The following is a 13,153-nucleotide window of genomic DNA, read 5'->3' as shown; positions in this document are numbered from 1 at the left end:
GGATTTGTGGTGTTACTCACCACTCGCCCGTTCGGGTGGACACCCCCTTGTCCGACTGGGTGTCCAGGTGCCCGGCGAGCCCCGGACCAGCGATGGAGCGTCCCATTCCGCCTTGTGGCCATGCCTGTTGCGCAACCTTGGAGGGTGCGCAATTGGACAGGTTAATACGCCGAAAGGGGGTACGCCTTTTGGTCGGTTTCAGCTCCCTTCCGGACGCCTCGTCAGCGGGCCGGGGCGTCCGGAACCGGTCTGTACGGGTCGTCAACTGTCGGAGCGCGGCGGCACCGTGACGCGAGCCGTGCGGCGTTCCCCGTCCAGCACGCGCAGCGCACGCGCCAGCGTGGGGGCGTGCAGCTCGTTCTCGCCCCGCTGGTGCATCAGCGCCAGCGCGTCCCGCAGTGCGGTCGCCTTGCCGACCAGCGCCTGGGCGGCGCGCAGTCCGCGGTAGGTGTCGCCGTGCTGTGCCGGGTTGATACGGCCGAGCAGGTCCACCACATCGAGGTAACTGTCTATCAACTCGCCCTCCGCGCGGGTCAGCGCGGGCAGGGGCGGCAACTCGGGTGGAAGCACCGGCCGATCACCGCCCCGTCGGCGGGGCGAGGGTGGCCTTGCGGCTGGGGATGATCCGGTCCACCAGCCCGTATTCCACCGCCTCTTGGGCGGTCAGGATCTTGTCCCGCTCGATGTCCTCGGTCACCTGCTCGCGGCTGCGCCCGGTGTGCCGGGCGAGCAGCTCCTCCAGACGGGTCCGAACGCGCGTCAGTTCGTCGGCCTGGATGGCCAGATCGCTCGCCTGGCCCTCGATCGGCTCGGGCAGCCCCGGCTGATGGATCACCATCCGGGCCCCCGGCAGCGCGAATCGCTTCCCCGCGGTCCCCGCGCCCAGCAGCACCGCGGCGGCCGACCCGGCCTGGCCCAGGCAGATCGTCTCCACGTCACAGGTGACGTACTGCATCGTGTCGTAGATGGCCGTCATGGCGCTGAACGAGCCGCCGGGCGAGTTGATGTAGAGCGAGATGTCCCGGTCGGGGTCCTTGTGCTCCAGGTACATGAACTGCGCCATCACGTCGTTCGCCGAGATCTCGTCGACCTGCGTGCCGAGGAAGACGATCCGCTCCTCCAGCAGCTTCGAGTACGGGTCCTGCGTCCTGGTGCCGAAACTCGTGCGCTCGGTGAACTCGGGCAGCACATGGCGGGCGGTCGGTCGGGTCATGGCTCACGCTCCCTTGCCGGGGTGTCTGTAAAAAATGTACAGGACGTACATGACGTAATGTGGGGAGCATGTCCTACGAGATTCCGGTGACGCAAGCCAGGGCTGAGCTCGCCGATCTGATCAATCGCGTGGTGTACGGCGGTGAACGCGTCGTCGTGACGCGCCACGGAAAGCCCCTCGTCGCCCTTGTCTCCGCCTCTGACCTCGAACGACTTCAGAAGCTCGGGGAGCCGGTAGAGCTCGCCGAGGAGCAGGTCGTCAGCGCTGTCTCCAGCGTCCGCGAAGTGGCGTCCGCTCCCCGCGAACGGCAGCGGTTCGGAATCGCGGCCGAGCATCGGGGGGCGGGTCCCTCGTAAGGCGGCTTTCGCACTTCCGGAGACGAAAAAAGACCGTGCCCCCCGTCCGCTGCAGCGGGGGTGCACGGTCGTTTCGGTAGGGCCGGGGGTCAGCCGAGGGTGGCCAGTTCCCTCTCGGGCGCGGGCTCATCGGCCTTCGGGCGTGCCTTGAGCACGCTCCCGAGCAGTACGGCTCCCAGGCCCAGCGCCGCCCACCAGGTCAGCGTCAGGGCCGGGCCCGTCGCCGCCGCGCCGTCGAAGTACGACACGGAGCGCAGCAGGGTGGCGCCCGCGCCCGGCGGCAGCCACTGGCCGATCGCGCCCGCCGGCTCGGGCAGCAACTGGGGTGCCGAGGAGGCGCCGGAGAAGGGGTTGCCGAACAGCATCACCACGGCCGCCACGATCCCGCCCCCGGCGGGGCCCATGAGGGCGGCCAGTCCCGCCACGCCACCGCTCACGGCCAGGGTCGCCAGGCCCAGTACCCCTGCCTCGGCCCACCAGTCGCCGGTGAGGACCCCCAGCCAGCTGTGCGCGACCGCGGCCGCGGCCAGGCCGACCAGGGCGGCGGCGCCGATCAGGGCGGTCACGGCGCGCAGGCCGCGCAGTCCGAGCAGGGTCACCATCATGCCCGCCGCCATGCCGGCGAGCGCCAGCGGCAGCACGCTCGAGGTCAGGGCCGCGCCGCGCGGGTCCTTCTCGGGGGCGGGCACGACGTCGACCGTCCTGACCTGGCTGCCGGTGGCCGCCGCCTGCTGCGCCACCGCCTGCTGGAGCGTCTGGGCGACGACCGGGCTCGCCGCCGACGCGGTCAGCAGTTCGGGGCCCTGGGCGGTGACGACGATCGCGCCGTATACGGTCCGGTCCTCGATGGCGTCCCGGGCAGCGGCCTCGTCGGCGTAGCGGTGGATCTCGAACGCGCCCTCGTGCCGGCTCAGCTGCTTCTCCACCTGGGCCGTGGCGGCGGCCGGACCTGTCACGCCGAGCGGCAGGTCGCGGGGGGCCGTGCGGGCGGCGGGCCAGGTGAAGGCCCACAGGGCGAGGGCGGCGAGGGCGGGGACGAGGACGACGACCGCGATCAGGCGGCGGGTGGACATGGGAACTCCCTGAGGGCCGGTTAAAAAGAAGGATCGTTCGTTTTAGATGTGTCGCCACCGTCCCGCGCATGCGGCTCCTTGTCAAGAAGGAATGTTCGTTTTACTTTGTTGCCATGGCCCGCGTATCCCAGGCACACCTCGACGCCCGCCGCCGGCAGATCCTCGACGGCGCCGCCCGCTGCTTCGCCCGCAACGGGTTCCACGCCACGTCCATGCAGGACGTGCTGAAGGAGGTCGACCTGTCGGCCGGGGCCGTGTACCGCTACTTCAGCGGCAAGGAGGAGCTCATCGTCGCGATCGTCGGCGAAGTGCTCGGCCAGGTCCGCGAGGGCTTCGAGGAGGCGACCCGCAACAGCCCGCCCCCGCCTCCGGACCTCCTGGTGTCGTCGGTCATGAGTCGCGTCCTCGCCACCAAGGAGTCCGTGACCGTGGATGGGCGGCCCGCGTTCCCCCGGCTGGTCATCCAGGTGTGGACGGAGACGCTCCGCAACGACGAGCTCGCGGCCCTCCTGCGCGAGGGCTACGGCACCGTGCAGGAGACCTGGACGCGGATCGTCCAGGCGTACCAGGACGCGGGGATGATGCGGTCGGACGTGAACCCGGACCACGTGGCCCGCACGATGATGGCCGCCGCGATGGGCTTCCTCGCACAGCAGGCCCTGTTCGGGCCCGCGCCGGTCGAGGTCCTCCGGGACGGTCTACGGGCGCTGATGAGCGTGCAGGATCACAGCTCGGTTAACTTGCTTGAAACTCGGTCCAACTAGCCTGCCGATCCACGCCACCAGGGACTTTGCCCGGCGGCTGAGGCAACCGGACCCCGCACGGTCCGGAGCGAGGACTGTGAGGTGGGACGTGCAACTGACCCCGCACGAGCAAGAGAGGCTGCTCATCCACGTGGCGGCCGACGTGGCCGAGAAGCGCCGGGCCCGCGGGCTCAAGCTGAACCACCCCGAGGCCGTCGCCCTCATCACGTCGCACATCCTCGAGGGCGCCCGTGACGGCCGTACGGTCGCCGAGCTCATGGCCTCCGGACGCAAGCTGCTCACGCGGGACGACGTCATGGAGGGCATCCCCGAGATGATCCACGACGTCCAGGTCGAGGCGACCTTCCCGGACGGCACCAAGCTCGTCACCGTCCACGACCCGATCGTCTGAAGGGGGCCTCGATGATTCCCGGAGAGATCCTGTTCGCCGACGGCCCGATTGCCTACAACGAGGGTCGTGAGGTCACCCGGCTGACCGTCCTCAACTCCGCCGACCGGCCCGTCCAGGTCGGCTCCCACTACCACTTCGCCGAGGCCAACCCCGGCCTGGACTTCGACCGCGCCGCGGCCCGCGGCAAGCGGCTGAACATCGCCGCCGGCACCGCCGTGCGCTTCGAGCCCGGGATCCCCGTCGACGTCGAACTCGTCCCGCTCACCGGCGCCCGTGTGGTGCCCGGACTGCGCGGGGAGACCGGAGGTGCCCTCGATGCCTGAGATCTCCCGTGCCGCGTACGCCGACCTGTTCGGCCCGACCGCCGGCGACCGCATCCGGCTCGCCGACACCGATCTGCTGGTCGAGATCGAGGAGGACCGCTGCGGCGGTCCCGGGCTCGCCGGTGACGAGGCCGTCTTCGGCGGCGGCAAGGTCATCCGCGAATCCATGGGCCAGTCGCGTGCTACGCGCGCAGACGGCACCCCCGACACCGTCATCACGGGCGTCGTGATCATCGACCACTGGGGCATCGTCAAGGCCGACGTCGGCATCCGCGACGGCCGGATCACCGGCATAGGCAAGGCGGGCAACCCCGACACGATGGACGGGGTGCACCCGGACCTCGTCATCGGCCCCGAGACCGAGATCATCGCGGGCAACGGGCGGATCCTCACGGCCGGCGCCATCGACGCGCACGTCCACTTCATCTGCCCCCAGATCGCCGACGAGGCGCTCGCTGCCGGCGTCACCACGCTGATCGGCGGCGGCACCGGACCCGCCGAGGGCTCGAAGGCGACCACGGTCACGCCTGGCCCCTGGCATCTGGCCCGGATGCTGGAGGCGATGGAGGCGCACCCCGTCAACTTCGGCCTGCTGGGCAAGGGCAACACCGTCTCCCACGAGGCGATGCTGTCCCAGATCCGCGGCGGCGCGCTCGGCCTCAAGCTGCACGAGGACTGGGGCTCCACCCCGGCCGTCATCGACGCCTCGCTGACCGTCGCCGACCGGACCGGCATCCAGGTCGCGATCCACACGGACACGCTGAACGAGGCCGGTTTCGTGGGCGACACGCTCGCTGCGATCGCCGGACGCGGCATCCACGCATACCACACCGAGGGTGCGGGCGGCGGGCACGCGCCGGACATCATGACCGTGGTCTCCGAGCCGCACGTGCTGCCGAGCTCGACGAACCCGACGCGGCCGTTCACCGTCAACACCGCCGAGGAACACCTCGACATGCTGATGGTGTGCCACCACCTCAACCCGGCGGTGCCGGAGGACCTCGCCTTCGCGGAGTCCCGCATCCGCCCCTCGACGATCGGCGCGGAGGACATCCTCCACGACCTCGGCGCGATCTCGATCATCTCGTCCGATGCCCAGGCCATGGGCCGAGTCGGTGAGGTCGTCATGCGGACCTGGCAGACCGCCCATGTCATGAAGCGGCGGCGGGGCGCGCTGCCCGGGGACGGGCGCGCGGACAACCACCGGGTGCGGCGGTACGTCGCCAAGTACACGATCAACCCGGCGGTCGCCCAGGGGCTTTCCCACGAGGTCGGCTCCGTCGAGACCGGCAAGCTCGCCGACCTGGTGCTGTGGGAGCCGGCGTTCTTCGGCGTCAAGCCGCACCTCGTCATCAAGGGCGGGCAGATCGCGTACGCGCAGATGGGCGACGCCAACGCGTCCATACCGACCCCGCAGCCGATCCTGCCCCGCCCGATGTTCGGCGCGATCGGACGGGCTCCTGCCTCGAACTCCGTCAACTTCGTGGCGCCGCTCGCCCTCGAGGACGGGCTCGCGGAGCGGCTTCGGCTCGGGAAGAAGTTCGTGGCCATCGAGTCGACGCGCGGAGTCACCAAGGCCGACATGCGTCAGAACGACGCGCGGCCCGAGGTGCGGGTGGACCCCGACAGCTTCGCCGTGCACATCGACGGGGAGCTGGTGGAGGCCACGCCTGCCGCCGAACTGCCCATGGCCCAGCGCTACTTCCTGTTCTGAGGGCTGGGTTGTCGATGTCACGGGCAGCACTTCTCGTCCTGGCCGACGGCCGCTTTCCCGCCGGGGGGCATGCGCACTCCGGCGGGGCGGAGGAGGCCGTCAAGGCGGGGCGGATCACGGGGGCCGCGAGCCTGGAGGACTTCTGCCGGGGGCGGCTGCACACGGCGGGGCTGGTCGCGGCCTCGCTCGCCGCGGCAGCCGCGCTCGGCGTCGATGCGGTGGCCTTGGACGAGGCCGCCGATGCCCGTACCCCGTCGCCCGCGTTGCGGCTTGCCGCGCGGAAGCTGGGGCGGCAGTTGATGCGGGCCGCCCGGGCGACGTGGCCGTCTCAGGAGCTGGACGACCTTGCTCGGCGTTTTCCCAAGGGGGCCCATCAGCCGGTCGTGCTGGGCGTCGTGGCCCGGGCGGCGGGGTTGGGGGCCGTCGAGGCGGCCTACTGTGCGGCGTACGAGGGTGTGAGTGGGCCGGCGTCTGCGACGGTGCGGTTGCTGAGTCTCGATCCCTTCGACGCCACGGCGGTGCTGGCCCGGCTGGCGCCGGAGTTGGACCGGGTGGTGGACCGGGCGGTGGAGGCGGGGCGACTGGTCGTCGAGGGGGGAGTCGACGAGTTGCCCGCCGCTTCGGCTCCGTTGCTGGAGATCGGGGCGGAGGTGCATGCGGCTTGGGCTGTGCGGCTGTTCGCGTCGTAGGCCCGCGGCGGAGCCGCTGATGGATGCGTGTTCGCCCCGCCGCCCCTACCCGTCCCATCCTGAAGGGGCGCTGCCCCTTCGACCCCGCCAGGATTCTGCCCCTGGACCCCGCTGGGGCTGCCGCCCCAGACCCCGCTTCGGCCCTGAACGGGCCTCGCCCTCAAACGCCGGACGGGCTAAAGCCAAAGGAGCCGCCCTATGCACCTCGACCACTCCCACGACGGCCCCTCCGCCGTCAGCGCCGACGCTCGCCGTCCCGACGGATCGCGCCGAGCTCTCCGTATCGGACTCGGCGGGCCCGTCGGGTCCGGCAAGACCGCGACCGTCGCCGCGCTCTGCCGTGGCCTGCGTGACGAGCTCTCCCTCGCCGTCGTCACGAACGACATCTACACGCGTGAGGACGCCGAGTTCCTGCTGCGGGAGGCCGTGTTGCCGCCCGAGCGGATCACGGCCGTGGAGACGGGGGCCTGTCCGCACACCGCGATCCGGGACGACATCTCCGCGAACCTCGAAGCCGTCGAGGACCTGGAGGACGAGGTCGGTCCCCTCGACCTCATCCTCGTCGAGTCCGGTGGGGACAACCTCACCGCCACCTTCTCCAAGGGACTCGTCGATGCGCAGATCTTCGTGATCGACGTCGCCGGCGGGGACGACATTCCACGCAAGGGCGGCCCGGGGGTGACCACTGCCGATCTGCTCGTCGTCAACAAGACCGACCTCGCGCCGTACGTCGGCTCCGACCTGGCGCGGATGGCGGCCGACGCCAAGACCCAGCGGGCCGAACTGCCGGTCGTCTTCCAGTCGCTCCGCAGCGAACCCGGCGTGACCGACGTCGCCGACTGGGTGCGGACGCGGCTCGCGGCCTGGACGGCGTGACCGTGGCCGGTGGGGTACGGGCCGTCGCGCGCATCGCCGCCCGGGACGACGGGCGCGGCGGCACCTCGCTGCCGGTGCTCGAGGGCGACGGGCCGCTGGCGCTCCGGCGGACCCGGGGGAGCGGCGCGCAGGCGCGGGTCATGCTCGTCGGGGCGATGAGCGGGCCCCTCGGCGGCGACCACTTCACCGTGGAGGCCGACGTGGCGCCCGGTGCCCGGCTGCGCGTCGGGTCGGCGGCCGCCACCATCGCGCTGCCGGGACAGAGCAAGAGCGAGGCCCGTTACGACGTACGGCTCTCCGTCGCCGACGGGGGCGAACTGCACTGGCTGCCCGAGCAGTTGATCTCCGCCCGGGGAAGTGATCTGTACGTCACGACTCGCGTCGACGTCGGCGCGGCGGGGCGGCTCGTGCTGCGTGAGGAGCAGGTGCTCGGGCGGGTGGGGGAGGAGCCGGGGCGGCTCAGTAGTCGGATCCGGGTGAGTGCCGCGGGTCGGGTTGTTCTCGATCAGGAACTTGCCTGTGGGCCCGGTGCGCCGGGTGGCTGGGACGGGCCCGCAGGGCTCGGCGGGCATCGGGCCGTCGGGCAACTCGTCGTCGTACGGCCCGAGTTCGCCGAGGCTCCGGTGGCGGCGCGGGTACTGGGGGAGAACGCCGCCGTCGTGCCGCTGGCCGGCCCCGCCGCTCTGGTGAGCGCCGTGGCCGCGGACGCGCTGCGGCTGCGCAGGCTGCTCGACGAGGCGCTCGAGTCACTCGACTGAGCGCCGCCGACGGCAAGTCCAGGTCAACTGATGGGCAGCCGAGGGAACTTGCGCTCCTTCTCCACCTTCGCGGCGGCCTCCTCGGCCTTGGCCACGGCCGCGTACTGGTCGACGTACTCCTGCTCGGAGAGCGACAGGATCGCGTACATGATCTCGTCCGTCACCGCACGCAGGATCGCCTTCTCGTTCTCCATGCCGGCGTAGCGGGAGAAGTCCAGGGGCTTGCCGAAGCGGATCGTCACCGGGTGGAGGTTCGGGATGACCTTGCCGGGCGGCTGCGCCTCGAACGTGCCGATCATCGCGCACGGGATGACCGGGACCTGCGCCTTGAGCGCCATCACCGCGACGCCGACCTTGCCCTTGTAGAGCCGGCCGTCGTGCGAGCGGGTGCCCTCCGGGTAGATGCCGAGGAGTTCGTCCTTGCTCAGGACCCCGAGTCCCTCGCGGATCGCGGCCTGGCCCGCCTCCTTGCCGGTGCGGTCGACCGGGATCTGCCCGGCGCTGCGGAAGAAGGCCGCGGTCAGGCGTCCCTTGAGGCCCGGGCCTGTGAAGTACTCCTTCTTCGCGAGGAAGGTGATGCGGCGCTTGAGCATCGCCGGCATCAGGAAGTGATCCGAGAACGACAGATGGTTGCCGGCGACGATCGCCGCACCGGTGGCCGGCACGTGCTCGAGGCCTTCAATTCGAGGGCGGAAGACCAGTCTCAGCAGGGGGCCCAACAACACGTATTTGAGTACGTAGTAGAACAAAGGGGTCGCTCCTCACTCCGGCGGATCACTTCCAACCGCCGCGTTCTGGCAGGTCAACCGGCGTGCTGTGGGGCTGCCAGTGTAGGCGCAGGGGTGACAGGCCGGAACCGGGTCGGGTCGGACGGGTGCCGCCCCATACCGAATGTCCTGACTGGATGTCAGGAACTTGGCGGGCAGCGTCACTTGCGGGTGGGGAGGACCGCCGGACCAGCCTGGTGTCACGAACCGGCCTGCGGCAACCCGGTGACGTGGTTTGGCGTGATCACGGTTGCCGGGTGGCAGGCCGCCCGCCCTTGCCGGGAACCGTCTCGTCTGCTCGTTCATCACATCGTTCATCACAACCGTACGATGATCAGCGCCGTGTCGTCCGTCGCGCCTCCCGGCGGCAGCAGCTCCAGCAGGACGGCGTCGGCGAGGGGCTCGGGGTCGGCCGTGCGGTGGCGTACGAGGGCGTCGGCGAGGCGGGTCAGGCCGGAGTCGATGTCCTCGCGGCGGCGTTCGATCAGGCCGTCGGTGTACAGCGCCAGCGTGGCGCCGCTGGTGAAGGTGGTGACGGCCTGCGGTCTCGGGATCGGGTCGGGGCGGGCGTCCAGGGGAGGGTCGGTGGCCAGGTCGAGGAACTCCACGCGGCCGTCGGGGTGGATCAGCACCGGCGGCGGATGGCCCGCGCTGCTGTAGGTGACGGTGTGGGCGTCGAAGTCGACGAACGTCGTGACCGCGGTGGCCGATTCGGCGCCGTCGACGACATGCGCGTACCGCCCCAGCACGTCGAGCGCCTGCGCCGGGCCGTCGGCGACGCGGGAGGTGGCGCTGAGCGCGCTGCGCAGCTGACCCATGACACCGGCGGCGGCCAGGCCGTGGCCGACCACGTCGCCCACGGACACGCCGATACGGTTGCCGCCCACCAGGTCGACCACGTCGTACCAGTCGCCGCACACGTTCAGCGCGCCGACCGCGGGCCGGTAGCGCACGGCGGCCCGGTGGTTGCTCACCTGCCGGCCGGCGGGCAGCATCGCCTCCTGCAGGGCGAGAGCCACCTCGCGCTCGCGGGCGTGGGCCTGCCGCAGCCGTTCGTTGAGCTCCTGCAGCTCGCGGGCGCGCGTGTACAGCTCGGCCTCCAGGACCCGCGCCCGGCCGTTGCCACCCTGCCTGCCGCGCAGGCGGATGAGCTCGGTGACCTCCTCCACCCGGTGCACGATGAGCGCCACCCGCCCGTCGGGGCCGAAGACGGGCGCGTTGACCGGGCTCCAGTAGCGCTCCTCCCACTGGCCGGGGCGGGTGGGATCCTCGACGTCGTAGCGCTGCAGTGCCATGGTGTCGCGCTCGCCGGTGGCCACCACGCGCAGCATCGACGCCTGGACGTCGCGCATGCCGGTGGCGGTGGGGTCGTTGGGGTTGTCGGGGAAGACGTCGAAGATGTACCGGCCGACCAGCTCAGCGCGGGAGCGCCCGGACAGGCGCTGGAAGTCCTCGTTGGCGTCGGCGTAGACCAGCTCCGGCGTCAGCAGCGCCACCATTCCGGGCAGGCCCTGGAACACCGCCTCGTAGTCGATCGCCTTCTCGTTCATGGCTCCCGCCTCACCACCGGGATCGGACCAGTCTCCCACGCTCTGCGACTTATGTACCGATGTACTACATTTGCGCGAATGCGGCAGGTCAGGGTGACGGATCCGTCAGGGACTGTTCGGCCCAGATGATCTTTCCCTCGGGGACGAAGCGAGTGCCCCACCGCTGGGTGAACTGGGAGACCAGCAGCAACCCGCGCCCGCCCTCGTCGGTGGTGCGGGGATGGCGCAGGTGCGGGGCGGTGGCGCCGCCGTCGAAAACCTCGCAGATCAGCGCGCGGTCCCTGATCAGGCGCAGCCGGATGGGGCCGGTGGCGTACCGGATCGCGTTGGTGACCAGTTCGCTGACGACCAGCTCCGTCGTGAAGGCGAGTTCCTCGAGGCCCCATTCCGACAGTTGCCGGGCGGCCGTCTTGCGCGCGTCGGCGACCGCGGCCGGGTCGGACGGCAGGTCCCAGTCGGCGACCTGCTCGGCGCCCAGGAGGCGAGTGCGGGCCATCAGCAGGGCCACGTCGTCGTGCGGGCGGTCCGGGACCAGCGCGTCGACCACGGTCCGGCAGCGCAGGTCCAGCGAGTCGGCGCGCCGCTCCAGGGCCGCCCGCAGCCGGTCCCGGTCGGAGTCGATGGCCCAGTCGTCCCCGTGCGCCAGCAGTCCGTCGGTGTGCAGGGCGAGCATGCTGTCCGCCGCCAGAGCCAGCTCGACCGACTCGAACGGGGGTCCTCCCACCCCGAGCGGCGCTCCCTGCGGAAGATCGACGAAGGTCACGCCGCCGTCGGGCCGCACGACCGCGGGCGCCGGATGGCCCGCGGCGGCCATGGTGCACTGCCCGTCGACGGGGTCGTAGATGACATACACGCACCCGGACCCCACGGACTGAGTGATGGCGGCCTCCTCCACGCCCATCTGGACGGCCTCCTCGCGGGCCGACCGCGCGACCAGGTCGTCGAGATGGGCCAGCACCTCCTCGGGCGGCAGATCCAGCAGAGCGAGGGTCCGTACGGCGGTCCGCAGCCGCCCCATCGCCGCGGCGGCGTCGATGCCGTGCCCGGGCACCTCGCCCACCACCAGGGCGACGCGGGCGCCCGACAGCGGGATGACGTCGTACCAGTCGCCGCCGAGGCCGGTCAGCTCGTCGGCCGGCCGGTAGCAGGCGGACACCTCCAGCGCTTCCTGCTCGGGCAGCTGGTGCGGCAGCAGGCTGCGCTGCAGGACCAGCGCCGCGTCGCGCTCCCGCGTGTAGCGCCGGGCGTTGTCCACACAGACGGCCGCCCGTGAGACGAGGTCCTCGGCCAGGTTCAGGTCGTCCTCCTCGAAGGCCTCCTGGCGGTGGCGGCGGAAGAAGGTCGTCACGCCCAGGGTGACGCCCCGCGCGCGGATCGGCACGATCATCACGCTGTGCAGGCCCAGCTCGAGGAAGATGGCGGCCCGCCCGCCGCGCGCGTGCTGGGTCCACGCCTCGCCGAGGGGGTTCAGTCTCTCCTCGCGCCAGGACCTGGCGGTCCTCAGACAGCGGATCGGAGGCGAGTCCGCCGGATAGGTGACCACCTCGCCGATGGCGACGACGGCCTCCGGCACCCGCGCGGTGGCCGAACTGTGCCCCGCGCGGCGCAGCGGCACCGGATCCGTGTCGCTCAGCGGCCCGGCGGTGGGCTCCCCGCCCCGCAGCACCGACTCCAGCAGGTCCACGGTGACCAGGTCGGCCAGTCCCGGCACGGCCACGTCGGCCAGCTCCTGAGCGGTGCGGGTGATGTCCAGGGAACGGCCGATGTGCTCGCCGGCCCGGTCCAGCAGGGCCAGGCGCTGCCGGGCGCGGTGCCGGTCGGTGATGTCCTCGACCGTGTAGTAGACGCCCATGGGGTGGCCCTGGCCGTCGTCGAGCCGGGTGAACGACATCATGTGCGCGGTCTCGCGCAGCGGTGCGGAGCGGGCGTGGCCCACATGCTCGTAGCCGACGATCGGTTCGCCGGTCGTCAGCACGCGGCGCATCTGCGCCTCGATGGACTCGGCGTCCAGGCCGGGCTGGATGTCCGCGAGCCGCAGACCGAGCCGGCGGGTCGGCGGGCCGCCGCCGTACTGGGCGAGGGCGCTGTTCGACCAGACGTACCGCAGGTCCGTGTCGACGATGGCTATGCCGACGGGGGAGCGGGCGACCATCTGCTCCAGTACGGCGCGGCTCATGTCCCAGCCGGGCGCCTCGTCGAGCTCCGACAGGAGCGCGAGCCAGCGTGAGGGGCCCTGGGTGTCCTGGGCCGCGGTGATCCGCACCATGAGCCTGACCCGCAGCCCGTCCCTGCGCAGGGCTGTCAGCAGCCCCACCCAGCCGCCGTCCGCGCGGCACCGCTCGATCAGCTCCGGTATCCGTTCCGCGTCCTCGGAGCTCAGCAGCTCGGCGACGCTCCTTCCCACCGCCTCGGAGGCCGCGTACGCCAGCAGTCGCTGCGCGTCCGTGGTCCACCCCGTCACCCGGCCCTGCGCATCAAGCAGCACAGGCACGGCGTCCGCCACGTCGAACCCCTGCCGGGCAACGCCCCGCTCCTCGTCTGTGCCCACGGCCGACCTCTCTGTCGCTGAGAGCGGTCTACCACCTCATGTCCCCATCTTCACCCTTCCGGTCAACGCTGCCTCTTTGTGGGGGCCGGGCGTGTGCGGGGAGTAGGGGGACTGGGGGGACGGCTGGGTTG

General features: G+C 71.5%; 14 protein-coding genes. 8 read left to right on the top strand and 6 right to left on the bottom strand.

Annotation, left to right across the window (positions count from 1 at the left end):
- Positions 1-261: 261 nt before the first annotated feature.
- Both ADL12_RS21865 and ADL12_RS21860 read right to left on the bottom strand, forming a co-directional pair.
- Positions 262-570, bottom strand: coding sequence for a hypothetical protein (locus tag ADL12_RS21865; protein ID WP_062704369.1), 309 nt, complete (start codon positions 568-570; stop codon positions 262-264).
- Positions 571-577: 7 nt separating this feature from the next.
- Positions 578-1,213, bottom strand: a complete 636-nt coding sequence (locus tag ADL12_RS21860) for an ATP-dependent Clp protease proteolytic subunit (RefSeq protein ID WP_062704368.1) — start codon at positions 1,211-1,213, stop codon at positions 578-580.
- A 68-nt stretch (positions 1,214-1,281) separates the two neighbouring features.
- Here ADL12_RS21860 and ADL12_RS21855 point away from each other — a divergent pair, with 68 nt between their 5' ends.
- On the top strand, positions 1,282-1,569 hold the full coding sequence (locus ADL12_RS21855; RefSeq protein WP_062704367.1) for a type II toxin-antitoxin system Phd/YefM family antitoxin: 288 nt from the start codon (positions 1,282-1,284) through the stop codon (positions 1,567-1,569).
- 89 nt (positions 1,570-1,658) lie between these two features.
- On the opposite strand, the gene ADL12_RS21850 is transcribed toward ADL12_RS21855, so the two are convergent.
- Positions 1,659-2,642, bottom strand: coding sequence for an ABC transporter permease (locus ADL12_RS21850; RefSeq protein WP_062704366.1), 984 nt, complete (start codon positions 2,640-2,642; stop codon positions 1,659-1,661).
- Between the two features lie 113 nt (positions 2,643-2,755).
- On the opposite strand from ADL12_RS21850, the gene ADL12_RS21845 reads away from it, so the two are divergent.
- From ADL12_RS21845 to ADL12_RS21815, 7 genes are all read left to right on the top strand, one after another.
- Complete coding sequence (locus ADL12_RS21845; protein WP_062704365.1) at positions 2,756-3,406, top strand: TetR/AcrR family transcriptional regulator; 651 nt, start codon at positions 2,756-2,758, stop codon at positions 3,404-3,406.
- Between the two features lie 88 nt (positions 3,407-3,494).
- Positions 3,495-3,797 (top strand): urease subunit gamma, encoded by a 303-nt coding sequence (locus tag ADL12_RS21840; RefSeq protein ID WP_010355509.1) that lies wholly within the window; start codon positions 3,495-3,497, stop codon positions 3,795-3,797.
- An 11-nt stretch (positions 3,798-3,808) separates the two neighbouring features.
- Entirely contained in the window at positions 3,809-4,120 is a 312-nt protein-coding gene (locus ADL12_RS21835; RefSeq protein ID WP_062704364.1) for an urease subunit beta, read from the top strand.
- A complete protein-coding gene (locus ADL12_RS21830) occupies positions 4,113-5,834 on the top strand; it encodes an urease subunit alpha (RefSeq protein ID WP_062704363.1) in 1,722 nt (573 codons plus the stop codon). The genes ADL12_RS21835 and ADL12_RS21830 overlap by 8 nt, the downstream gene beginning before the upstream one ends.
- Positions 5,835-5,848: 14 nt before the next feature.
- Positions 5,849-6,523 carry an urease accessory protein UreF gene (locus ADL12_RS21825; RefSeq protein WP_062704362.1) on the top strand — a complete coding sequence of 225 codons (675 nt, stop codon included), beginning with the start codon at positions 5,849-5,851 and terminating at the stop codon, positions 6,521-6,523.
- A gap of 198 nt (positions 6,524-6,721) precedes the next feature.
- Entirely contained in the window at positions 6,722-7,399 is a 678-nt protein-coding gene (gene ureG / locus ADL12_RS21820) for an urease accessory protein UreG (protein WP_062704361.1), read from the top strand.
- Positions 7,387-8,157, top strand: a complete 771-nt coding sequence (locus ADL12_RS21815; RefSeq protein WP_062704360.1) for an urease accessory protein UreD — start codon at positions 7,387-7,389, stop codon at positions 8,155-8,157. Before ureG ends, ADL12_RS21815 begins: the two co-directional genes overlap by 13 nt.
- Before the next feature lie 23 nt (positions 8,158-8,180).
- Here the strand turns inward: ADL12_RS21815 and ADL12_RS21810 are convergent, their stop codons facing one another.
- The 3 genes from ADL12_RS21810 to ADL12_RS21800 all read right to left on the bottom strand — a co-directional run bounded on the left by ADL12_RS21810 (position 8,181) and on the right by ADL12_RS21800 (position 13,022).
- Entirely contained in the window at positions 8,181-8,906 is a 726-nt protein-coding gene (locus ADL12_RS21810) for a lysophospholipid acyltransferase family protein (protein ID WP_062704359.1), read from the bottom strand.
- A gap of 335 nt (positions 8,907-9,241) precedes the next feature.
- Positions 9,242-10,474 carry a PP2C family protein-serine/threonine phosphatase gene (locus ADL12_RS21805; protein ID WP_062704358.1) on the bottom strand — a complete coding sequence of 411 codons (1,233 nt, stop codon included), beginning with the start codon at positions 10,472-10,474 and terminating at the stop codon, positions 9,242-9,244.
- An 88-nt stretch (positions 10,475-10,562) separates the two neighbouring features.
- Entirely contained in the window at positions 10,563-13,022 is a 2,460-nt protein-coding gene (locus ADL12_RS21800) for a SpoIIE family protein phosphatase (RefSeq protein ID WP_062704357.1), read from the bottom strand.
- Positions 13,023-13,153: the final 131 nt, after the last annotated feature.

This window comes from Streptomyces regalis (assembly GCF_001509475.1).
GTDB lineage: Bacteria > Actinomycetota > Actinomycetes > Streptomycetales > Streptomycetaceae > Streptomyces > Streptomyces regalis.
This window is presented reverse-complemented; position numbering and strand designations above follow the sequence as displayed.